This window comes from uncultured Shimia sp. (assembly GCF_947493595.1).
Classification (GTDB): domain Bacteria; phylum Pseudomonadota; class Alphaproteobacteria; order Rhodobacterales; family Rhodobacteraceae; genus Shimia.
The window spans coordinates 64,779-85,816 of the sequence record NZ_CANLRL010000001.1 but is presented as its reverse complement, the minus strand read 5'-3'; the positions used below and the strand labels follow the sequence as shown (position 1 = coordinate 85,816).

The 21,038-nt window shown below is 57.8% G+C and carries 22 protein-coding genes; 15 read left to right on the top strand and 7 right to left on the bottom strand.

Annotated elements, in window-relative coordinates; genetic code table 11:
- The first annotated feature begins 2 nt into the window (after positions 1-2).
- The 4 genes from Q0955_RS00435 to Q0955_RS00420 are packed head-to-tail and all read left to right on the top strand — an operon-like array spanning position 3 to position 2,569.
- Positions 3-473 (top strand): hypothetical protein, encoded by a 471-nt coding sequence (locus tag Q0955_RS00435; protein WP_299418640.1) that lies wholly within the window; start codon positions 3-5, stop codon positions 471-473.
- Positions 470-1,186 (top strand): ABC transporter ATP-binding protein, encoded by a 717-nt coding sequence (locus Q0955_RS00430; RefSeq protein WP_299418638.1) that lies wholly within the window; start codon positions 470-472, stop codon positions 1,184-1,186. The genes Q0955_RS00435 and Q0955_RS00430 overlap by 4 nt, the downstream gene beginning before the upstream one ends.
- Positions 1,183-1,974, top strand: coding sequence for an ABC transporter permease (locus Q0955_RS00425; protein WP_299418636.1), 792 nt, complete (start codon positions 1,183-1,185; stop codon positions 1,972-1,974). The genes Q0955_RS00430 and Q0955_RS00425 overlap by 4 nt, the downstream gene beginning before the upstream one ends.
- A 58-nt stretch (positions 1,975-2,032) precedes the next feature.
- Positions 2,033-2,569: a tetratricopeptide repeat protein gene (locus Q0955_RS00420; RefSeq protein WP_299418633.1), complete on the top strand. Its 537-nt coding sequence runs from the start codon at positions 2,033-2,035 to the stop codon at positions 2,567-2,569.
- Here the strand turns inward: Q0955_RS00420 and Q0955_RS00415 are convergent.
- Positions 2,509-3,222, bottom strand: a complete 714-nt coding sequence (locus Q0955_RS00415; RefSeq protein WP_299418631.1) for an ATP-binding cassette domain-containing protein — start codon at positions 3,220-3,222, stop codon at positions 2,509-2,511. The genes Q0955_RS00420 and Q0955_RS00415 overlap by 61 nt on opposite strands.
- Complete coding sequence (locus tag Q0955_RS00410; RefSeq protein ID WP_299420986.1) at positions 3,223-4,185, bottom strand: ABC transporter substrate-binding protein; 963 nt, start codon at positions 4,183-4,185, stop codon at positions 3,223-3,225.
- A gap of 327 nt (positions 4,186-4,512) precedes the next feature.
- Between Q0955_RS00410 and Q0955_RS00405 the strand changes: the two genes are divergently transcribed.
- From Q0955_RS00405 to Q0955_RS00390, 4 genes are all read left to right on the top strand, one after another.
- Positions 4,513-6,291: a PQQ-dependent methanol/ethanol family dehydrogenase gene (locus Q0955_RS00405; RefSeq protein WP_299420984.1), complete on the top strand. Its 1,779-nt coding sequence runs from the start codon at positions 4,513-4,515 to the stop codon at positions 6,289-6,291.
- A 183-nt stretch (positions 6,292-6,474) separates the two neighbouring features.
- Positions 6,475-7,290: an ABC transporter substrate-binding protein gene (locus Q0955_RS00400; RefSeq protein WP_299418629.1), complete on the top strand. Its 816-nt coding sequence runs from the start codon at positions 6,475-6,477 to the stop codon at positions 7,288-7,290.
- Positions 7,291-7,304: 14 nt separating this feature from the next.
- A complete protein-coding gene (locus Q0955_RS00395) occupies positions 7,305-8,138 on the top strand; it encodes an amino acid ABC transporter permease (protein WP_299418627.1) in 834 nt (277 codons plus the stop codon).
- Positions 8,138-8,869: an amino acid ABC transporter ATP-binding protein gene (locus Q0955_RS00390; RefSeq protein ID WP_299418625.1), complete on the top strand. Its 732-nt coding sequence runs from the start codon at positions 8,138-8,140 to the stop codon at positions 8,867-8,869. Before Q0955_RS00395 ends, Q0955_RS00390 begins: the two co-directional genes overlap by 1 nt.
- A 75-nt stretch (positions 8,870-8,944) precedes the next feature.
- Here the strand turns inward: Q0955_RS00390 and ychF are convergent, their stop codons facing one another.
- A complete protein-coding gene (gene ychF, locus Q0955_RS00385) occupies positions 8,945-10,042 on the bottom strand; it encodes a redox-regulated ATPase YchF (protein ID WP_299418623.1) in 1,098 nt (365 codons plus the stop codon).
- A 310-nt stretch (positions 10,043-10,352) separates the two neighbouring features.
- Between ychF and Q0955_RS00380 the strand changes: the two genes are divergently transcribed.
- The 3 genes from Q0955_RS00380 to Q0955_RS00370 all read left to right on the top strand — a co-directional run bounded on the left by Q0955_RS00380 (position 10,353) and on the right by Q0955_RS00370 (position 13,404).
- Positions 10,353-10,838 carry an acyloxyacyl hydrolase gene (locus Q0955_RS00380; protein WP_299418621.1) on the top strand — a complete coding sequence of 162 codons (486 nt, stop codon included), beginning with the start codon at positions 10,353-10,355 and terminating at the stop codon, positions 10,836-10,838.
- Positions 10,839-10,925: 87 nt separating this feature from the next.
- Positions 10,926-11,717, top strand: coding sequence for a tryptophan synthase subunit alpha (gene trpA, locus Q0955_RS00375; RefSeq protein WP_299418619.1), 792 nt, complete (start codon positions 10,926-10,928; stop codon positions 11,715-11,717).
- Positions 11,718-11,832: 115 nt separating this feature from the next.
- Positions 11,833-13,404 (top strand): trimethylamine methyltransferase family protein, encoded by a 1,572-nt coding sequence (locus Q0955_RS00370; RefSeq protein ID WP_299418617.1) that lies wholly within the window; start codon positions 11,833-11,835, stop codon positions 13,402-13,404.
- 35 nt (positions 13,405-13,439) lie between these two features.
- On the opposite strand, the gene Q0955_RS00365 is transcribed toward Q0955_RS00370, so the two are convergent.
- Both Q0955_RS00365 and Q0955_RS00360 read right to left on the bottom strand, forming a co-directional pair.
- Entirely contained in the window at positions 13,440-14,813 is a 1,374-nt protein-coding gene (locus Q0955_RS00365; RefSeq protein WP_299418615.1) for an ATP-binding protein, read from the bottom strand.
- Positions 14,813-15,358: a heme NO-binding domain-containing protein gene (locus tag Q0955_RS00360; protein WP_299418613.1), complete on the bottom strand. Its 546-nt coding sequence runs from the start codon at positions 15,356-15,358 to the stop codon at positions 14,813-14,815. Before Q0955_RS00360 ends, Q0955_RS00365 begins: the two co-directional genes overlap by 1 nt.
- Positions 15,359-15,499: 141 nt before the next feature.
- Here Q0955_RS00360 and Q0955_RS00355 point away from each other — a divergent pair, with 141 nt between their 5' ends.
- The 4 genes from Q0955_RS00355 to Q0955_RS00340 all read left to right on the top strand — a co-directional run bounded on the left by Q0955_RS00355 (position 15,500) and on the right by Q0955_RS00340 (position 19,427).
- Positions 15,500-16,666, top strand: coding sequence for an alpha-hydroxy acid oxidase (locus Q0955_RS00355; RefSeq protein WP_299418611.1), 1,167 nt, complete (start codon positions 15,500-15,502; stop codon positions 16,664-16,666).
- A 65-nt stretch (positions 16,667-16,731) separates the two neighbouring features.
- Positions 16,732-17,358, top strand: a complete 627-nt coding sequence (locus tag Q0955_RS00350) for a hypothetical protein (RefSeq protein WP_299418609.1) — start codon at positions 16,732-16,734, stop codon at positions 17,356-17,358.
- A 104-nt stretch (positions 17,359-17,462) separates the two neighbouring features.
- Positions 17,463-18,098 carry a 50S ribosomal protein L25/general stress protein Ctc gene (locus Q0955_RS00345; RefSeq protein WP_299418608.1) on the top strand — a complete coding sequence of 212 codons (636 nt, stop codon included), beginning with the start codon at positions 17,463-17,465 and terminating at the stop codon, positions 18,096-18,098.
- Positions 18,099-18,392: 294 nt separating this feature from the next.
- A complete protein-coding gene (locus Q0955_RS00340; RefSeq protein WP_299418606.1) occupies positions 18,393-19,427 on the top strand; it encodes an extracellular solute-binding protein in 1,035 nt (344 codons plus the stop codon).
- 127 nt (positions 19,428-19,554) lie between these two features.
- Here the strand turns inward: Q0955_RS00340 and Q0955_RS00335 are convergent, their stop codons facing one another.
- Positions 19,555-19,986 (bottom strand): hypothetical protein, encoded by a 432-nt coding sequence (locus tag Q0955_RS00335; RefSeq protein WP_299418604.1) that lies wholly within the window; start codon positions 19,984-19,986, stop codon positions 19,555-19,557.
- Positions 19,987-20,089: 103 nt separating this feature from the next.
- Positions 20,090-20,911, bottom strand: a complete 822-nt coding sequence (locus Q0955_RS00330; protein WP_299418602.1) for an arginyltransferase — start codon at positions 20,909-20,911, stop codon at positions 20,090-20,092.
- Positions 20,912-21,038 lie beyond the last annotated feature (127 nt).

The window sequence follows — 21,038 nt, the reverse complement described above, 5'->3', positions numbered from 1 at the left end:
TTATGCCCAATTCCATTCGCCGCACCTTGGCCACTTGCGCCCTCAGCGCCTTGGTTGCAGCCGCGCCCCTGGCCGCATTTGCAGATGATGACGACGATGACGCAGGCTTTGGCGCGGCGGGGCTGCTGTCTGGCAAAAACAAAGAAGACCTGCCGCCGATCATCCTGTCTGCAGGCGAGCCGATTTCTGCCGCCCCCTGGGAGCTGACCTCCGGCACCTACTACGAGTTTGAAATTCAGGGTGACGGCAGTCAGGAATTGGCGTTGGTGGGACCTGAATTCTTCCGCGCGATCTGGATTGATGAGATTGTGATTGAAGGCTTGGAAATCCGCCCGCTTGGTCTCGACAGCGTGGAGTTTGACGAAGCCGGCGAGATGGAAATTGGCTTTGTCGCGATCAAGCCGGGCCAATACTACATCAAAATTCCGGGCACCACGGGCGAGACCCAGCGGCTGGACATCACCATTAAATGAGTGGGCTGGCGGTCACCAATCTGACCTATGCCTACGGTTCGAAACAGGCTTTGAGCGGCGTGAGCTTCCACGTCGCTCAAGGCCGGTTTTGCGCCCTGCTTGGCCCCAATGGCGCGGGAAAGTCAACGCTGTTCAATCTTCTGACCCGCCTGTTCACGCCACATGGCGGACAGATCGAGGTCGCGGGGCACGACCTTGCCCGCCATCCACGCGCCGCGCTTGGGCATCTGGGTATTGTGTTTCAACAGACCACCTTGGACCTTGATCTGTCGGTGCAGCAGAACCTCTCCTATTTTGCCGCACTGCATGGCTTGGCCGGGCGCAAGGCGCGGCACCGGATCGACGCGGCACTCGACCGTCTCGACATGCGGGAGCGGGCAGGTGAAAAAGCCCGCACGCTGAACGGAGGTCACCGGCGACGGGCAGAGATTGCGCGGTCTTTGATCCATGATCCGGCAGTGCTGCTGCTCGATGAGCCAACCGTCGGGCTGGATGCCGCCACACGACAGGCAATCACAGCCTATGCGCATCAGCTGGCTGAGGATGGCAAAACCGTGCTCTGGGCCACCCATCTGACCGATGAGGTCGCCGTACAGGATGACCTTGTGATCCTGCACAAATCCCGCGTTCTTGCCACAGGGGACGCGGCCTCCATCGGCGGAGAATACTCCCTGAAAGAGCGGTTTCTGTCACTCACCGGAGCTGCCGCATGAGCCCCTATCTCACATCCCTGCGCGCCATTGTGCTGCGCGAGGCCTTACGCTTTGTGCACCAACGCGAACGCTTTGTCGCCGCGCTGGTGCGTCCCTTGGTCTGGCTGTTGGTCTTTGCCGCCGGGTTTCGCGCCGCGCTTGGCCTGTCGATCATCCCGCCATATCAAACCTACATCACCTATGAGACCTATATCGTGCCCGGCCTGTGCGGCATGATCCTTTTGTTCAACGGCATGCAGTCTTCTTTGTCGCTGGTGTATGACCGCGAGATGGGTTCGATGAAACTGCTGTTGACCTCGCCTTTGCCGCGCGGTTGGCTGCTGTTTTGCAAGATTGTGGGCTCCACCGGGATCTCCATCTTACAAGTCTACGTCTTCCTCGCCATTGCCGCCGGTTTTGACATCACCATACCACCAATGGGCTATGTCGCGGTGCTGCCTGCCTTGCTGGTGGCGGGCATCATGTTGGGGGCGCTTGGACTTGTGTTGTCCAGCTTTGTCAAACAGCTGGAGAACTTTGCAGGGGTGATGAACTTTGTGATCTTTCCCATGTTTTTCCTGTCCTCAGCGCTCTATCCGCTGTGGAAAATGGCAGAGAGTTCCACGCTTCTGCACGACATTTGCGCGCTCAATCCGTTCACCCACGCAGTGGAATTGATCCGCTTCGCGCTTTATGGGCAGCTCAACCTGACCGCCTTGGCCTGGACCGTTGCCTCAGCGGCAGTGTTCACGGCCTTGGCGCTTTGGGGGTACGCCCCGGCGCGCTCCGGAATAGGTCGCAAACGCTGACATTTCCTACGACCATAGCGCCCATGATTTGCGCGAACCGCTCTGCTAAGATGCAACCATGAGACACGTTGTAGCGATTTTGATTGTATCCGCCGCCCCGGCTTTTGCTGAGACTGCTCCAGAGCTGGGCGCGTTGAACCCTGACGAAATGAGTTTGAAGTCCTTTGTCGAGCGGGCCGAACGCGGTGAAAGCGGCATGGTGCTTTGCTCAATGGGCTACGGGTTGACCAAAGAAGGACAACACGGAGCCGCGCGCACGTTATTTCAGACCTGCGCAGAAGACGGCTACACCGGTGCGATGACCTGGATGGGGCAACTCGACAACAATGGCCTTGGCGGAGAGTACAACCCCGATGCAGCTGCCGAATGGGATCGCCGCGCGGCTGAGCTTGGCGACCCGGTGGGCAAGTTCAACTACGGCATCGCCTTGATGCGCGGCCATGGGGTATCTCAGGACGACGCTTTAGGACGGCACCTGGTCGACGAAGCTGCGCAAGACGGGCTGAAGATTGCCCGCCGCCTGCAAGGCGCCGGTTATGATCTGGAGGAAATCACTCCGGATGCGGATAACTGGAAATACGCGCCGGCGTTCTGAACGTCCGCAACAATGCGTGCCGGGCTGCCGCCCAAGGTGACAATGCGGCTGCCCAAGGCGCGGGCCTCTTCCATGGAATGGGTCACCAGAATTGTGGTGAGCCCGTGTGCACCCCGCAGCCGTGCAAACAGCGTCATCATGTCCTCAACCAGCGCCGGATCGAGCGACACAAAAGGCTCGTCCATCAATAGCAGGCCGGGGCGAACTGCCAAAGCACGGGCCAACGACAGGCGTCGCTGCTGGCCTAGTGAGAGTTGACCAGGGAAATCATCCCCTCGCCCGCCCAGACCAACTTCCGCCAGCAGCGTGTCCACCTCCCTTGGCTCCAGATCAGCAACAATACACAGGTTGTCGCGCACGGACCGCCACGGCAGCAGGGTTGGCTCTTGAAACACCATGGAGACCTTGCCATCAATTTGGCATCGCCCGTCAAACGCTGCCTCCAAGCCTGCGATGATCCGCAGCAACGTGCTTTTGCCAACACCTGATGGACCGACCAAAACAAGCGTCTCCCCCTGCTTCAGTGTTAGCGCCATCTCCGCAAGGATTGGAGTTTCGCCGCGACCAAACCGCGCCACGCATAGGTCCAAAACAGCTTTCCCGCCCGGTGCTGTGCCGGGCGGGCTTGTCAGGTTTGCGGCGTTTTCGGTCACTTAACTGCCGCTGCTCAGAAAGGTGCCGTCCGGAAGCGCTTGCGCTTTGCCCATCAGGTCTTCACCGCCAAGGTCCACCATAAGCTCCAACATGCGCGCGGCGGCGGCTTCGTCGACCGGACCGGGGGCAGGAATGCCTGCGCGGAAGCCCGCTTTGAGCGCTTCAAACTGCGCATCTGTCTTAGCTTTCATCCTGTCGCGCAAGCGGTCCCACTCTGCATCATTTGAGGCCAGAAGCTCCTTGGCAGAGCGACTCGCCGCCGCCAAACCATTCACCAGTTCCGGATTTTCACGCACAAGGTCGCCTTTCACCACATAGCCCAGAAGCGGCGTGTTTGGATCCAGCCCAAGCGCGGAGGCCGCCTGCGACACATCCACCAATTTGCGCATGCCAGAAGCTTCCATTTTGGCGAGGAAATGCCAGAAATTGATTGCTGCGCCCACTTCGCCGGACAAAGCAGACTTGAAGATCAAAGGCGGTGCGCCAAACACCTGTTCGGTCTCAGCCTCCAGGTCCAGACCATGGGTCTTGGCTGCATAAGCCTGCAGAATCAGCCAGCTTTTGTCCAAAGGACCACCGGCAATGCCAATCTTCTGCCCTTTGAGATCTGCCAGACTTTGTGCGCTGCTGTCTTTGCCAACCATGACGCCACCAACCGCTTTGGAATATGGAATAAACACATAATCTTTCCCCGCGGCGCGCTGGCGTGCGACCCAAAGCCAGTCGGAGACAATCACATCCGCTTCGCCCCCTTGAAAGGCCACTTTGGCCGCAGAGCCACCGGCCACGCCCTGAACCTCCAGATCAAACCCATTGGCCGCGTCAAAGCCGTGGTGCTTGATGGTGTTCAGCTCCCAGTTCACAGTGCCAAACTTCAAAACCGACGCCTTCAAAACCGGTGTTTCAGCCCAGGCGGTGGTGGTGAGCACCACAGCCGCAAGCGCGCCGCCCAGCGTTTTCATAAATGTCATGGTCGCCTCCTCTTTGGACAACAAATCTACCAGTCGGAAGGATTGTCGAAATACGACCAAAGGCCAGTGCGCAGTAGGTCAGTGGCTTAAACGGCGGAAAAATCACTCAACCAAAAGCTGAAAACCGCCCCTTTGAGCGAGTCGTTCTCCGACCAAAGTCGCAAGGGTTCTGTCAAGCCCGCTTGGGTCGTACGACCATTGTGCAATATCTCAGCACTCCCATTGAGCGAATACTTGCGGCGGGTGGAATGTGTCCCTGCGAAAAACGCTCCCCAATGGACCGGCGCCCAAAGGACAGTTTTGGGAGGATACTCAATGATGAACAAATTTGTATTGGCGGTGACCGCCAGCCTGCTGGCAACCGCTGCCACTGCGGACGGGCACGGCACCGGCGTCACGGAAGAAATGCTGGCCAATGACACCGCCTCCACAGGCGACGTGTTGACCAATGGCATGGGGCGGCATCTGCAACGCTATTCCCCCCTCGACACACTCAACAAGGACAACATCAAAAATCTGGTGCCGGCTTGGGCCTTCTCTCTTGGCGGAGAGAAACAGCGCGGGCAGGAAACTCAACCGATTGTGCATGATGGCGTGATGTATATCACCGGGTCATACTCGCGCATGTATGCGATTGATGTGAAGACCGGCGAAGAGCTCTGGCAGTATGACGCGCGCTTGCCGGAAGGCATTCTGCCTTGCTGTGACGTGGTAAACCGGGGCGCGGCGATCTATGGCGACAACATCTATTTCGGCACGTTGGACGCGCGGATTGTGGCACTCAATGCCAAGACCGGTGACACGGTCTGGAACAAGAAGATCGCCAACTATAAAGCGGGCTACAGCTACACGGCGGCACCGCTGATCGTGAATGGCCTTGTGGTGACCGGCAACTCCGGTGGTGAGTTTGGCATCATCGGCGAAGTGCAGGCACGCGACGCAGAGACCGGCGAGTTGGTCTGGACCCGTCCGGTGATCGAAGGCCACATGGGCACGCTGAACGGCGAAGAAAGCACCATGACCGGCACGTTGAACGCCACCTGGCCTGGTGACATGTGGAAAACCGGCGGCGGCGCAACCTGGCTTGGCGGGTCGTATGACATCGACACCGACACGCTGGTGTTTGGCGCGGGCAACCCGGCCCCATGGAACAGCTGGCTGCGTGATGCGGGCGAGCCAAAAGAAGGCAATACCGGTGACAACCTGTATGCTGCATCCCGCATTGGCATCGATCCCGCCAACGGCGAAATCAAATGGCACTTCCAGACCACCCCGCGCGAGGGTTGGGATTATGACGGCGTGAACGAGGTGGTGGCCTACACAGACCGTGCCGGCAACAAGCGCTTTGCCACCGCCGACCGCAACGGCTTCTTCTACGTTCTGAACCGCGAAGACGGCGCTTTTGTCTCCGCCACCCCCTTTGTGAAAGACATCAGCTGGGCGGAAGGCATCGACGACACCGGTCGTCCGATCTTTGTCGAAGAAAACCGTCCGGGCAATCCGGCAGGTGCGGCTGACGGCAAGAAAGGCGACGTGGTCTTTGCCTCGCCATCTTTCCTGGGCGGCAAAAACTGGATGCCGATGGCGTATTCACAGCGCACCGGCAACTTCTATGTGCCATCCAACGAATGGGGCATGGACATCTGGAACGAGCCGATCACCTACAAGAAAGGCGCCGCCTATCTGGGGGCGGGCTTCACCATCAAGCCGAACTACGAAGACCACATCGGCAGCCTGAAAGCGATTGATCCGGACACCGGCGACATCAAATGGGAATTCAAAAACGATGCACCTCTGTGGGGCGGCGTGATGACCACGGCGGGTGGCCTTGTGTTCACCGGTACGCCGGAAGGCAAGTTCATCGCCTTTGACGACGAGACCGGCGAAGAGCTGTGGTCCTTCCAAACCGGCTCCGGCATCGTGGGCCAACCAATCACTTGGGAGCAGGATGGTGAGCAATACATCACCATCATCTCCGGCTGGGGTGGCGCGGTGCCACTCTGGGGCGGCGAAGTGGCCAAGAAAGTGAACTACCTCAACCAAGGTGGCACGCTCTGGACCTTCCGCCTGCCGGAACAGTTGGCCTCCAACAACTGATCTGAACCAAACAACTGAAGACGCCCCTGCATTTGCGGGGGCGTTTTTCTTTGCGGTGCCTTAGAACTGCCCTTGAGCCGCTCCGCGCTGCTCTCGGCAGGCGTTTTGCGCCCCCTTGGGCTGGACAACGCGCCCCTTCCCAAGCATGTTTTGACCAAACAGTTCAAAAGGGAAGAATTCACCGTGTTTCACAAAGTTATTGCCGCCACCGCACTCACCGCTTTGACCACATCAGCAGCCTTCGCGGCCGGCCATTGCGCCGATGGAAAAACCCTGACCGAGGGCACGTTGACCGTCGCCACCGGCAACCCGGCCTACTACCCTTGGGTCATGGACGACGCACCGGAAAGCGGCAAAGGCTTTGAAGCGGCTGTGGCCTACGCCGTGGCCGAGGAAATGGGCTTTGGCGCAGACAAAGTCACCTGGGTGCGCTCTTCTTTTGATCAGGCGATCCAACCGGGGCCAAAAGACTTTGACTTCAACCTGCAGCAGTTCTCCATCACCGAAGAGCGCGAGAAGATGGTCGACTTCTCTTCCGCCTACTATGCCGCACCTATGGCGATCTTGGCCTCTGCGGAGGCCAAAGACACCGCCGCCACCGTGGACGCGCTCAAAGCGTTGAAATGGGGCGCGATGGGTGGCACCACCGCCGTGCCGGTGCTGATGGACACGATTGGGCCAAACGACATGCCACTGCTCTATGGTGACAACGCCGATGTAACCGCCGCAATGCAGGCGGGCCAGATCGACGCGGCGCTTTTTGACCTGCCCACCGCGCTCTACCTGAGCGCCGTTGTGGTCGAAGGCTCTTCCGTGATTGGGCAGTTCCCAGCGGACCGCACCGAAAACCCTGACCGTTTTGGCCTGCTTCTGGAAGAAGGCAACGCCTTGAAAACCTGTGTCGATGAGGCTATCGCAAGCTTGACCGAGAGCGGGAAGTTGGCAGCGATTGAAGCAGAATGGCTTCAAGAAACCACCGGTGTGCCGCTGATCAAATAAGCTGATCAAAGACCATGACAAAGACCAATGCGGCGGGAAAAACCCGCCGCCAGATTTATGAAGACCGCCTGCGCCGCCGCTCCATGCTGATCGCGGGCGGCAGCACGTTGGCCGTTTTCTTGGCCGTTGTGATCCTTGTGCCAATGGCACCGGGATGGGACCGGGTCAAAGCCAGTTTTTTCAACTGGGAGGTCTTTGCCAAAACCTTCCCCAAGCTGCTTGAGGCTTTCAAGCTGGACGTGGCGATCTTCCTGTGGAGCGCACCGGCCATTGTGATACTTGGCCTGTTAGTCGCCCTCGCGCGCGACACCCGCAACCCGGCCTTGTTTCCCCTGCGCATTCTGGGCGCGGCCTACACCGACATTTTCCGCGGCGTGCCGGTTGTCTTGACTGTCTACCTGATCGGTTTTGGCATTCCCGGACTTGGGTTGCCGCGCCCGTGGAACTCTCCCTACATTTGGGGCTCCCTGGCGTTGATCCTGACCTACTCGGCTTATGTGGCGGAAATATTTCGCTCCGGCATTGAAAGCGTGCACAAAAGCCAGCGTTCTGCGGCGCAGTCCTTGGGGCTGTCAGACGCAGACAGCATGCGATATGTCATCCTGCCGCAAGCCATCCGCCGCGTGATCCCGGCGCAGATGAACATGTTCATCGCCCTGCAGAAAGACGTGGCCTTGTTGAGCTTCATTGGCCCGGTGGAAATTTTCCGCCAAGCCGGTGTCTTCAAATCGCTGTTGGCGAACTTCACGCCTTATGTGGGCGCCGCAGTGATCTTCCTCGCCGTGACCATCCCGGCCACCCGCTATGCCGACTATCTCATGGCCAAGCAAAACCGGGAGCGCAGCTGATGGCGAAGATCATCCTGAAAGGTGTTGAGAAACGCTTTGGCGATAACACGGTGTGTGACGGTATCGACCTTGCGGTTGAGGAAGGACAGATGGTTTGCCTGATTGGTGCCTCAGGCGCAGGCAAATCCACGCTCCTGCGCTGTATCAATCTGCTGGAGACCATCGAGGATGGGGAAATCCTGTTGGACGGCGAAGATATTTCACTGCCCGGCCTGAACCCGCAACCGGTGCGCCGCCGCATTGGCATGGTGTTTCAGAGCTACAACCTGTTCCCGCATATGACGGCGGCAGAAAACGTGATGTTGGCACCTCGCCGAGTTTACAAAAAATCCCGCGCCGCGCTGCGTCCGGAGATCACAGAGCTGTTCAAACGCTTTGGGTTGGCGGACCGCATGGACCATTATCCGGATCAGCTCTCCGGTGGGCAACAACAACGCGTGGCCATCGTGCGCGCCTTGGCGATGAAGCCGGAAGTGATGTTGTTTGACGAGATCACTTCTGCGCTGGACCCGCAGCTGGTGGGCGAAGTGCTCGACGTTCTACGCCTGCTCAAAGACAGCGGTATGACCATGGTGTTGGCCACCCATGAGATGGGGTTCGCCCGCGAAGCGGCGGACAAGGTCTGCTTCCTGAAAGATGGCAAAGTGATTGAAGAAGGCGCGCCGAGCGCCTTGTTTGACACGCCAAAGCATCCTGACACCCAGGCATTTCTGGCACGGGCGCTGAAGTAGCCCTACACCAGCCCCCAAACAAAAAGCCCGCTGTCATCGCAGCGGGCTTTCTCAATTGCAATCGGGCAAAACCGTTTAGGTGTTGAACAGGAAGTGCATGACGTCGCCGTCTTTCACTTCGTAACCTTTGCCCTCTGCGCGCATCTTGCCGGCCTCCTTGGCACCACTTTCACCATCACAGGCAATGTAGTCGTCATAAGCGATGGTTTCGGCGCGGATGAAGCCTTTTTCAAAGTCACCGTGGATCACGCCTGCCGCCTGCGGCGCCATGGTGCCCTGGCGGATGGTCCAGGCGCGGGCCTCTTTTGGGCCAACGGTAAAGTAAGTTTCCAGATGCAAAAGCTCGTAGCCCGCACGGATGAGCCGGTCGAGGCCAGCCTCTTGCAAGCCCATCTCCTCAAGGAACATGACGGCTTCATCATCTTCCAGCTGGCTGATCTCTTCTTCGATTTGCGCGGAAATGATCACATGGCTGTTGCCTTGTGCCGCCGCCATCTCAGCCACTTTGGCAGAGTGTGCGTTGCCTTCAGCAGATTCAGCCTCGCCCACGTTACACACATAAAGCACCGGCTTGGTGCTCAGGAGTTGCAACATTTTCCAGGCCTTGACGTCGTCTTCGTCAACTTCGACCAGACGCGCAGGTTTGCCGTCTTCCAGCATCTCTTGCGCCGCTTTCAGCAAACGCTCCTGCTGAACCGCTTCTTTGTCGCCACCCCGCACCTTGCGCACTATGCCCTGAAGACGCTTCTCGATGCTTTCCAGATCCGCCAGCATCAGCTCGGTTTCAATGGTTTCCGCATCCGCGACCGGATCAACCCGGCCGTCCACGTGCGTCACGTCGCCGTCTTCAAAACAGCGCAGCACATGGGCAATCGCGTCGGTCTCACGAATATTGGCAAGGAACTGGTTTCCCAGACCTTCGCCTTTGGACGCACCTTTCACCAGACCGGCGATATCCACAAAGGTCATGCGGGTTGGGATGATTTGCTTGGACTGCGCAATCGCAGCCAGCTTGTCCAAACGCGCGTCCGGCACGCCCACTTCACCCACGTTGGGCTCAATGGTGCAGAACGGGAAGTTTGCCGCCTGCGCCGCTGCGGTTTTTGTCAACGCGTTAAAGAGCGTGGATTTGCCTACGTTTGGCAATCCGACGATGCCCATCTTGAAACCCATGTCCGGTCTCCTGTCTCTGGTTTGTGTCGCTCTTAGGCAGAGAATGGGTTCGGCGCAAGCCAACAGTGCCATTCCAGCGGAACCACAGGCCTGATTTCAAGGGCTCAGGCGCCCAAACCAACTCCCCATTGCGCCTGCCAGTCAGACAAGTTCCCCACCGCTCACAGAAACTCACGTCACCTCACGAATTTGGCGCCTCTAGATCACGAAGGCGCAAGCCTTTGCGTGAGGTGGTTTTTTTCTGAATTCCCCCCCCCCAAGTCCTGCTTCGTGTCCCGCCAAAGACCACTCTGAATTGGACAAAACCTCCATGAAACCCCTGATCACTCTGGGCGCAGCTTTGCTGCTGTCCACACACCTCTCTGCGCAAGAACTCACCCTTGGCTTAGGCTATGCCGATTACTCTGACGGCAGCGCGATTGATGCAAGCGCTGTGGAGCTGGAATATATCTCCGCGCCGTTTCGGCACTACGGCCCCCTTGCGGTGTCCTTTGGGGCCGTGACAGCCCTTGATACTGAAGACAACGTCTTTATCGGCGCCGGCCTTGCTGGCACCTACGAGATAACCGAGCGCTGGTTTGCGCAGGCCAGCCTGATGCCAGGGGTGTTTGTCAAAGGCCCCTCACAAAACGATCTTGGTCAACCGCTGGAATTTCGCAGCCTGCTGGGCGTGGGCTATCGACTCACGCAGAGCACCTCACTCTCGCTGGCGATCAGCCACAAATCCAACGCGTCCCTGTCCCCGCACAATCCCGGCGTCAACACGCTGACCTTGCGCTATCACCATAAATTTTAACGCAATCCAAGGCAGCGGCTTGCGTGGGATTGATTTCCCACGCACCTTCCGGCACATGAAGAGGAAGCAAAACGTAAGGATCCGCCGATGACACGTATCGACGCCAAATTCGCCGAACTTAACGCGCAGGGCAAAAAGGCTTTTGTGGCCTATGTCATGGCCGGAGATCCCGACTACGACACCTCTCTTGAAATCATCAAAGGTCTTCCCGCAGCAGGCGTCGACATCATCGAATTGGGCCTGCCTTTCACCGATCCCATGGCGGACGGCCCTACCATTCAACTGGCCGGACAGCGGGCCCTTGATGGCGGCATGACGATGGAACAAACTCTTGATCTTGCCACAGAGTTTCGACGTGTTGATGACACCACGCCAATTGTGTTGATGGGCTACTACAATCCGATCTATTCGCGCGGCGTTGACCGGTTTTTGATGGATGCAAAGCTTGCTGGCATTGACGGGTTGATTGTGGTCGACCTGCCGCCGGAAGAGGATGCCGAGCTGTGTATTCCAGCACAGGCAGCGGGCCTGAACTTCATTCGTCTGGCAACCCCAACCACAAACGACAAACGTCTGCCGAAGGTTCTGCAAAACACCTCCGGTTTTGTGTACTACGTCTCGATCACCGGCATCACCGGTTCTGCAGAAGCTGAGGCCACCAATGTTGGACCAGAAGTGGCCCGCATCAAATCCAAAACAGACCTGCCAGTGATTGTTGGATTTGGCATCAACACGCCGGAAAAAGCGGAAAACATCGCCTCCGTGGCCGACGGCGCGGTTGTGGGCTCGGCCATTGTCAGCCAAATCGCTGCGGGCAAACCCGTTGATGAGGTGCTGGCTTTTGTAAAATCTCTGGCGGATGGCGCGCACCGCGCTTGAACGAAACAAGCATTTGGCGCGGATCGCCGCGCCATGCTACACTAAATCGGCTCAAGTCGGCAGGCAGTGAGCGTAATCGGTGTGTGCCCTTTCCCTTCTGCAAGGAGCACACATCATGCCCACCGACCAGCCCCCCACTCCTCGTAAACGCCGCGGCCGCAAATTCCCTCCGGTCAGTCGAGCGTCCGCAGACGCCTTCTCGCTTGAGCATGTGATTGGACCGCGCGCACATTTTGGCTTTCTCGACAGCGACCGCATGGCAACCCTGAAAGGGCGTGTGCTGGACCTGTTGGCGGACTATGGCGTGATGATTGTTCATCCCGAAGCCAAGGCCGCACTGTTGCGCGCCGGTGCGATCGAGGGGGCTGAAGCGGGCCGCCTAAAAATGCCGCACACCATGGTGGCAGAGGCTTTGGCCGCCACCCCCAAAAACTGTCTTCTCGCAGGGCGAGACCGGAAGTTTGACATGCAGGTGCCGCGTCGGGACGGGGGCTTCATCCTGCGCACCGGCACCGGTGGCCATGGCTATGTCGATCCGCGCGATGCCAGCTACCGCAACATGGACCTGACCGCCGCCCGCGAAATCGCCGCCGTTGCCAATACGCTGGATCAAGTGGGTTTCATTGCGCATCCTTTTGTGCATGGCGTGCCCGAAGTCACCGCTGACATCCACAGTTTCGCGGCCATTTCTGCCAACACAAATAAACACGTGTGGATGCAGCCCTATCAAAAGGAAAACATCGACTACCTGTTGAAAATCGCCGCCATTGCCGCTGGTGGCGAGGACGCCCTGCGCGCCAACCCGTCCACCAGCACAATCACCTGCTCCTTCTCGCCCCTGGAGTTCAAATACATGGACACAGAGGTGATCATCGCCTGTGGGAAATACGGCGTCCCGGTGCACGCCTGCTCGCTGCCCAGCGCGGGCGGCACCGCGCCTCTCTCGCCCGCCGCGCTTGCGGTGATGGCTGTGGCCGAGGTTGTGGGCATGGTGACCATGGCGCATGTGCTCTCGCCGGGCCTGCCAGTGATCGCAACCCCGCTGATGTTCGCGCTGGACATGCGCACCGGCAGCGCGTTGCAATCCTCTGTGGAGGCCATGCAAGCCGCCTCACTGTCGATCCAACTGGTAAAACAGGGCTTTGGCCTGATGGCGCATACCTATGGGTCTGGCTCAGACACACCGGACTCTGACCATCAGTCCATGGCCGAGCGGGCGCTCCTGATGCAAACCGTGGCCCTGTCCGGGGCGGACATTCTGGGCGGCATTGGACAGCTTGAATGCGCAACCGTTTTTTGTCCGGTTCAGGCCGTGCTGGACAACGAACTTGGCGGCATGGCGCGGCGCTTTCTGCAGGTACCAGAGATAGATGACGCTACCTTGAATTTTAGCGAGATGCTCAAGGTGCCAGTTGGCGGTCATTTCCTGGACAGCGACCACACGGTGGCGGGCTGTCGCGATCAACATACGCCGGAGATTTTCCAACGCATTGGCCGCGATGACTACGAGGCTAGCGGGCGCCGTACTGCCTTTGACGTTGCACGCGACCACGCGCTCAAGGCGATTGGGGAGGCGCCCGAACAGGGCTTTCTATCGGACACGCAAAACGCCGAGATCGCCGCCCTGACTGCGGCGGCAGACAAACATATCGTCGAGGTTTATTCCGGCAAAGTGGAGACCATCTGACACAGAGCCAACCGGCCTGGCGACATTACATAAGCCTACTCCGGCCAGCGTCCCTCCGTCTGCAGGGCGTTGGCCATGGCCTGCACAAGATTGTCGCGACTGATCGGCTTGGGCACGTGGCCACTCATACCCTCGGATAGGTATCCGGCCACCTGATGAACCATCGCATTGGCGCTGACAGCCAGAATCGGCGTCGGCTCTTGCATGTTTCGACTTTCGATTTCGCGAATGCGCCGTGTCGCCTCCAGTCCGTCCATGACCGGCATATTAATGTCCATGAGCACCATGTCATAACGCGCCTTTTCCCACGCCTGCACCGCCTGTTCACCGTCGTCGACAATGTCCAGTACGAGACCCACCTTCTTCAACATGTGTTTAAGCACAATCTGATTGGTGCGGTTGTCTTCCGCGGCCAACACCCGCAGCCCTGACAGGCTACGCCCCGCATCCGCAATCGAGCGCACCCCGTTTTGCGCTGGCTTGTCGTCGGACAATTCAACCATGACCTTGGCGTGAAACTCAGCCCCTTCTCCGAGGGCAGAGCGCAAGGAAATCTCGCCCCCCATCAACTCGCAAATATGCCGTGATATTGCCAGCCCAAGCCCAGTTCCACCGTGCATGCGCGTGACGCTGGCGTTGGCCTGACTGAAACGCTCAAAAAGCCGCAATTGTTGCGCCCTGGAAATGCCCGGCCCCGTGTCTTTGACCTTGAGGCTCAGCACCGCTTTTCCCGATCGATGTGGGATCACATCCACATGCAACGCTACTGAACCAGTCTCCGTAAACTTGATCGCATTGGACAACAGGTTACCCACCACCTGCTGAAGCCGCACCGGATCGGTTTTTACCGAGCACCGTGCCGCCTGGGACATCACGGTCTTGAAGGCGAGCCCCTTTTCCTCCGCTCGAAACTGATAGTGGTGGCGCATACCATCCACCAAATCGGTAAGTTGGTATGGAATGATCTCAAATTCCAACTTGCCCGCTTCAATTTTGGAGATGTCCAGGACGTCGTTGATGATCGCCAAAAGCAACCGCCCACTGTCCCCCAAAATAGTGACAAGCTTGGCCTGCTCCACACTCAACCCGCTGTCGTCCAACGCCTGTGCCATACCAAGGATGCCATTGAGCGGCGTTCGGATCTCATGACTCATGGACGCCAGAAAAACCGATTTGGCCTCATTGGCAGACTCCGCAGCCACCCGTGCCTCTTCCAGCTCACATGTACGATCTTGTACCGCCTGCTCCATGGTGCCTAACAGCCGTTGCAACCGTTGATTGGCCTCATAAAGTTCCCGGCTCTTGCCCTCCAGAAGCGATTCCGCCTCTTCACGCGCGACACGTTCCCGCATGTATCGTCGCCGTGACACCGCGTCTGTTGGCGGGGCAATGGGCTCACGCAGATACATCACGCCGCCTTCTGCATCAAAAACTCGGCACAAAATTTCTCGCCGTCCATGCGCTCGGTCATCTGGATAGACGCCACATGTTTGAAATGCTGCAGACAGGCCTCAATCAGACCGTGGCAAAAGTGGTGCAAGGGCCGTTCGCTGGAGTAGACCATCTTGAAGCGCCCATCCGCGAGTCGCTCGGTCGCAAATGTTGGCAGCTCCACCTCGGGGTAGAGCTTGCGCACCTCAACATGGACTTCGTTTTCAATCGACTCCAGCATGTCAAAACCGTCTGTCTTGCCCTCAAAGAACACCGGATAACCATCGACAAACCGGCCAAACATCCAATGGCCAAACTGCTTTTGCAAAGCCTCTACCGGAGCGCCGAGCTCAGCCCCAACAGCATCGACAATCTGCAACAGCTCACGACAGGGGTAATTGCCAACCGCGCTAAACGCGCCGTCATTCTCCAAATCCACTTTGTCCAAAATGTCATCTACAGCCTCTTCGCCCATCACGGACTCGGCCATTCGGATCAATTCAACAAAAACAATGCCCTTCATGCGAACCTCCGCGACACACACAATCACAACAGGAATTTTAAGAACAAAATGTAAACATCCCATTAATCAACATGAGGGATTGCACAAAATCACCCACATTGGTAAGGAAGATTTACCAAAAAGCGACCCGAGAGTGGATTTATGCCTGTTATCACCTGCATTGAGGACCTCAAGCGCCTCTACCAACGCCGCGCCCCCCGGATGTTTTACGACTATGCCGAGACCGGAAGCTGGACAGAAAAGACCTTTGTGGAGAACACATCGGATTTTGCAGACATCTATCTGCGCCAGCGGGTGGCCGTCGACATGTCGGGCCGCTCCACCGCCAGCCAGATGATCGGCCAGGATGTTGCCATGCCGGTGGCGCTCGCGCCTGTGGGCCTCACCGGCATGCAATGCGCCGACGGCGAGATCAAAGCCGCCCGCGCGGCCGAGAAATTTGGCGTGCCCTTCACACTCTCGACCATGTCGATCAACTCGATTGAAGAAGTTGCAGAAGCCACCACCAAACCCTTCTGGTTTCAGCTCTACACCATGACCGACGAGGACTTTGTCGACCGTCTGATCCAGCGCGCCAAAGACGCCAACTGTTCCGCGCTTGTCATCACGCTGGATCTACAAATTCTTGGCCAGCGCCACAAAGACCTGAAAAACGGCCTGTCCGCCCCGCCCAAGCTGACCCCTTCCACCATTGCCAACCTGATGACCAAATGGCGCTGGGGCATTGAAATGCTGGGCGCCAAACGCCGTAACTTTGGCAATATCGTGGGACACGTGGAAGGCATCACCGACACCGCCGATCTGGGCGCGTGGACGGCAGAAAGCTTTGACCTCACGCTGGATTGGGACAAGGTCGCCAAGATCAAGGAAAAATGGGGCGGCAAAGTCATCCTGAAAGGTATTCTGGATGCCGATGACGCCAAAATGGCGCTCAAGGTGGGCGCAGACGCCATTGTGGTGTCCAACCACGGCGGACGCCAACTTGACGGTGCGCTCAGCGCCATTCGCGCCCTGCCTTCGATCATGGACGCCGTGGGCGATGAGGTGGAAGTGCATCTGGACAGCGGCATCCGCTCTGGTCAGGACGTGCTGAAGGCGCTCGCATTGGGCGCCAAGGGCACCTACATCGGGCGCGCCTTCATTTACGGCCTGGGCGCCATGGGCGAAGCTGGCGTAACCAAAGCGCTGGAGGTGATCCACAAGGAACTGGATGTGTCCATGGCGCTCTGTGGCCGCCGCACCATTGAAGACCTGGACCGCGACATCCTCTTGGTACCGGAAAACTTCGAAGGCCGCTGGCAGGGCTAAGCATTTGCTTTGACAAGCTCTTGCCCGGCGCGCCATAAACGCACCGGGCAAGAGGGTTCGCAGACATGTTGGTCTTTTTCAAACCAAATCTGGCATTTCTATCGGTGCCAAAAACCGGCTCGACAGCTTATGAATTGGCCTTGCGCCCCAAAGCCGACGTGATCTTCACCAAAAAGGTGAAACACATGACGATGGGCAAATATCACGCCAAACTCGCCCCCTTCCTGAAAGACACATATGACCTCACACCGGAACGCTTCGCCGTCATGCGGGATCCGGTCGATCATGCGCGCAGCTGGTACAAATACCGTAGCCCTGAACGTATGAGTGTGGACAACCCAACCTGTCACGGCGGGGTCAGCTTTGATGAATATATCCTGGACGCCATCAGTGACACGCCATCGCGCGCCGCAGGGATCGGGTCACAAGCCTCCTTTTTATCGCTGGAAGAAGGCGTCGTCCCTGTGCACCATCTGTTTGCTTATGAGCGCCAAGACCTGCTGCGCGCGTTCCTGTTTGGCCGTTTTGAAGACGACATTCAGCCGCGCAAACTCAATGTCTCACCTCAGATGGAAGCGGACATCTCGCCATCGGTGGAGGCCAAATTCCGCGCCGCCCGCCCCGCCGATTTTGCGTTATACGACCGCATCAGAGATGCGGACGGTATTTTGCAGGATTTTCAGGACACATAACGCGCGAATCCCCTTTGCATTCTGACAAATCCGCGCTATAGGCGCGTCTTCACGCGGGGATACAGCCTTGGAGGATCCCTGCCTATGTATATGGAGAATTCAAAATGGCTGGTCAAATTCCTGATCTGAACGCCGAAGCACGCACGGGGACAGGCAAGGGCGCCGCTCGTCAAGCGCGTCGCGACGGTTTTGTTCCTGGTGTTGTTTACGGTGGCGAAGCAGACCCACAAGCAATCCAAATCCCTTTCAATGTTCTGTTGAAAAAACTGAAAGACGGCCGCTTCTTGTCGACCCTGTTCAACCTGAAAGTTGAAGGCCAGGAAGACGTGCGTGTGATCTGCCGTGGTGTCCAGCGCGATATCATCAAAGACCTGCCAACCCACATCGACCTGCTGCGTCTGCGTCGCACCTCCAAAATCAACCTGTTCATCCACGTTGATTTCGAGAATGAAGAAGCGGCACCAGGCATCAAAAAAGGCGGCGTGCTGACCATCGTGCGTCCTGAAGTTGAGCTGAACGTGACCGCAGGCGACATCCCTGAGCGTCTGGTTGTGGATCTGACCGGCAAAGACATCGGCGACACTATCACCATCAGCCAGATCGACCTGCCTGAAGGTGCAAAGCCAACCATCGACCGCGACTTCGTGATCGCCAACCTGTCCGCCCCATCCGGCCTGCGTTCCGCTGGCGAAGATGAAGACGGCGAAGGTGAAGGCGAAGAGGCCGCAGCCGAAGAATAATCACATCACCGCATCTGCGGTTTGTGGAAACGCGGCGCCTTCGGGCGCCGCGTTTTTTGTTGCCCGCATGAGTTGAGCACAATTGAAACAAGTGCCTCTCAATTTTGCAGGATTTTCAACCCGAAAACGCATTCAGCACACCAAACTCTTTCACAGGTTGTTAGGGGTTGCGCCGCAGTCTGGCGCCAAGTCGATTGGAAACATCTATCCAGTCGCGCAAACACTGTTTTCAACAACTGGGGTGCCTAGATGAAACACGCTTTGATGGGATGTATTTTGGCGGCAAGCGCAAGCATGGCGCATGCAACCGAACAGCTCAATATTTTTACATGGGACGGCTACGTCAACGACGCCGAGGTTGCGGCGGTGAATGCGCTCTTGAAGGAGCAAGGTTATGACGTTCAGGTCAACCTGCTGGAGACCGTGGCTGAGGGCCCGCAGCAAATGTTTGACATGCTGCGCTCTGGTGATGTGGATGTGTCCTTCCTGACGCTGAACTACATCAACATGGAAGGCAGCCCTTCAGCCAATATGTTGCAGCCTATCAATGTGAACTCTCCCCGTCTGGAAAACTACCAGCACCTGTCCAAGGCGCTGACCGACATTCCGATGGGCATGAAGGGTGATCAGCACCTCTATATTCCATGGGGGGGCGGTGCCTACGGCATCTGGGCCAACCTCGACACAGTTCAGGACATGCCAACATCGGTAAAAGCCATGCTGGAACCTGAGTGGAAAGGCCGCCTGTCGCTGACCGATGGTCAGGTGCATCCAAACGTATCGCTGGCCCTATTGGCGCTTGGCCGCTCCGCCTTTGAGGTAAACGACGTCTCAGGCGACCGCGCCGCCTTGGGCGCCCTCGCCTCCCCGGACAGCGAACTGCAGCAAACCGTGAATGCGCTCTACGGCCAGGTTGGCCACTTCTGGAGCGCCTCACCACCCTTCACCGGCGAATATGATCTGGTGGCCTCTTATGGCGTAGGTGCCTCCGCCGCGATTGCAGAAGGCGGCAACTGGGGTCTGGTGCCGTTTGAGGAAGGCAATACCGTCTGGCTCGACACCATCAACTTTGCAAAACATCTGGAAGGTCAAAAGCTGGAAGCGGCGGAGATTTTTGCCAACTATTTCATCGGCAAAGAGGTTCAGACCCGCGTGGTTGAAGGTCTGGGCATGGTCGCGTCCTCCGCGTTGGTCGACGCCAACCCACTGATCGAAGCCAACCCGGACTTCTTTGAGGAAAGCATGTTCTGGCCGCCATATACCCGCGCCGCAGGCAACGCGATTGAGTTGATCTCCAAACGCGCCACAGGTATGAGCGCGACCAACTAAGTCGACGCTGGTCACTTGTCATTGCCACCTCTGTGGCAGAGCTCAATCAAAAGAGAACGCGGCACCTTCGGTTGCCGCGTTTATTTTCAACACAACATGGCCACAAGAACGATCTTCGATCAGAAGATCAATCCTGCCCAAATGGCCGACACTTGACGATCCCGCGCATATCGAAATCGCGGTTGACGGCACTGCTCAGACCGTCGCCGCCTCCAAATGCAAAGGATACCCTTACGGCAACCAGCGGGGCGTCCAAATCAAACAGCCCGTTTGCAGCTCGCTGAAATTCACTTGCCCCATGTAACCGTTCGAACTCACGCTGACCGTAAACATGGCACAGGGACTGCGCATCTTGTTGGGGATGGAGTTTTCTATTCTGGTCGAGCTTAACTGTGAGATGGAGCAAGTTTCCTTTGATTGCCCCACCAAACGTCGCAGGCGCAGTCCAAACCGATGTCTGAAGGTCACCCCGTGCACCTGACTTCAACACCACCCTCTCTGCGAGGGCGTTGCCGGAGAAGTCGATCGTCGCAACTATGAACCAGACAAAGAAATTCATTAGCCTAAATCTCGAAACAAAAATCCATCGAGGCTCTAGGATGGGTCTTTGTCAACACTATGACCAAGACACACTGAGGGTGCTGTGCCAAACGATAAGACGCTTACACCTTGCGCCCGCGCACGTCAGGTAACGCGATGTTCGCAACCTGCTCCGCAATTGGCGGCGACGCCAGAGGATGGTGCTCTTCTGCAAAATCCTCAGGATCGGTCATCGCCTGCCACGCCCCATCAACAAAGACCTCAAGACCGGAAAATTTGGCCTTGTAGCCCATCTTCTGGCTGCCTGGCACCCAATAGCCTAGATACACGTAAGGCAGCCCCGCCTCGCGCGCAATTTCAATGTGATCCAGGATCAGAAACGTGCCCAGGGACGTGCGGCTCATCTCCGGGTCATAAAACGAATAAACCATGCTGACGCCGTCTTCGAGCACATCAGTCAGGCACACGCCCGTCAACATGCCGCTGTCCCGATCAGTATACTCCACCACCCGGCTGCGAATGGGGGTTTCCTCGATCATTGCGGCAAACTCAAACACATCCATATCGGCCATACCGCCGTTCGCATGGCGGCTGTCCAAATACCGGCGGAACAGGTCAAACTGTTCTTCCGTGGCCCAGGGCGAGGTTGCCCGGCGCTGCAGATATGCATTGCGGCGTGCGGCCCGGCGTTGGCTTTTGGTCGCGGTGAATTTGGAGACGTCAATCCGCGCGGACATGCAGGCATTGCAGTCCGTACAGGAGGGCCGATAGAGCACGTTCTGCGAGCGTCGGAAGCCTTGTTGTGATAGCGAGTCATTCAACGCAGTGGCATTGTCGCCTTGCAGCGCGGTGAACAGCTTGCGCTCCATCCGGCCTTCCAGATACGGGCACGGCTGTGGCGCGGTCACGTAAAACTGCGGGACTATCGGAAGACTATGACGCATGACACTCCATCACCTCTGAACGCTTCCGACGTTATCAACAGGTTATTAACCCGCCAAGCCCCCCGAAGGGGGTAATAGGCGGGTTTCCGGAGCTATGGTTAAAATTTGACAGGCATTAACCGTTCAT

What these genes read in the sequence shown, in the direction of transcription:
- Q0955_RS00435 (WP_299418640.1), top strand. Translation starts at nt 3, where the DNA reads ATGCCCAATTCCATTCGCCGCACCTTGGCCACTTGCGCCCTCAGCGCC.
- Q0955_RS00430 (WP_299418638.1), top strand. Translation starts at nt 470, where the DNA reads ATGAGTGGGCTGGCGGTCACCAATCTGACCTATGCCTACGGTTCGAAA.
- Q0955_RS00425 (WP_299418636.1), top strand. Translation starts at nt 1,183, where the DNA reads ATGAGCCCCTATCTCACATCCCTGCGCGCCATTGTGCTGCGCGAGGCC.
- Q0955_RS00420 (WP_299418633.1), top strand. Translation starts at nt 2,033, where the DNA reads ATGAGACACGTTGTAGCGATTTTGATTGTATCCGCCGCCCCGGCTTTT.
- Q0955_RS00410 (WP_299420986.1), bottom strand. Translation starts at nt 4,185, where the DNA reads ATGAAAACGCTGGGCGGCGCGCTTGCGGCTGTGGTGCTCACCACCACC.
- Q0955_RS00405 (WP_299420984.1), top strand. Translation starts at nt 4,513, where the DNA reads ATGAACAAATTTGTATTGGCGGTGACCGCCAGCCTGCTGGCAACCGCT.
- Q0955_RS00395 (WP_299418627.1), top strand. Translation starts at nt 7,305, where the DNA reads ATGACAAAGACCAATGCGGCGGGAAAAACCCGCCGCCAGATTTATGAA.
- Q0955_RS00390 (WP_299418625.1), top strand. Translation starts at nt 8,138, where the DNA reads ATGGCGAAGATCATCCTGAAAGGTGTTGAGAAACGCTTTGGCGATAAC.
- ychF (WP_299418623.1), bottom strand. Translation starts at nt 10,042, where the DNA reads ATGGGTTTCAAGATGGGCATCGTCGGATTGCCAAACGTAGGCAAATCC.
- Q0955_RS00380 (WP_299418621.1), top strand. Translation starts at nt 10,353, where the DNA reads ATGAAACCCCTGATCACTCTGGGCGCAGCTTTGCTGCTGTCCACACAC.
- trpA (WP_299418619.1), top strand. Translation starts at nt 10,926, where the DNA reads ATGACACGTATCGACGCCAAATTCGCCGAACTTAACGCGCAGGGCAAA.
- Q0955_RS00370 (WP_299418617.1), top strand. Translation starts at nt 11,833, where the DNA reads ATGCCCACCGACCAGCCCCCCACTCCTCGTAAACGCCGCGGCCGCAAA.
- Q0955_RS00365 (WP_299418615.1), bottom strand. Translation starts at nt 14,813, where the DNA reads ATGTATCTGCGTGAGCCCATTGCCCCGCCAACAGACGCGGTGTCACGG.
- Q0955_RS00360 (WP_299418613.1), bottom strand. Translation starts at nt 15,358, where the DNA reads ATGAAGGGCATTGTTTTTGTTGAATTGATCCGAATGGCCGAGTCCGTG.
- Q0955_RS00355 (WP_299418611.1), top strand. Translation starts at nt 15,500, where the DNA reads ATGCCTGTTATCACCTGCATTGAGGACCTCAAGCGCCTCTACCAACGC.
- Q0955_RS00350 (WP_299418609.1), top strand. Translation starts at nt 16,732, where the DNA reads ATGTTGGTCTTTTTCAAACCAAATCTGGCATTTCTATCGGTGCCAAAA.
- Q0955_RS00345 (WP_299418608.1), top strand. Translation starts at nt 17,463, where the DNA reads ATGGCTGGTCAAATTCCTGATCTGAACGCCGAAGCACGCACGGGGACA.
- Q0955_RS00340 (WP_299418606.1), top strand. Translation starts at nt 18,393, where the DNA reads ATGGCGCATGCAACCGAACAGCTCAATATTTTTACATGGGACGGCTAC.
- Q0955_RS00335 (WP_299418604.1), bottom strand. Translation starts at nt 19,986, where the DNA reads ATGAATTTCTTTGTCTGGTTCATAGTTGCGACGATCGACTTCTCCGGC.
- Q0955_RS00330 (WP_299418602.1), bottom strand. Translation starts at nt 20,911, where the DNA reads ATGCGTCATAGTCTTCCGATAGTCCCGCAGTTTTACGTGACCGCGCCA.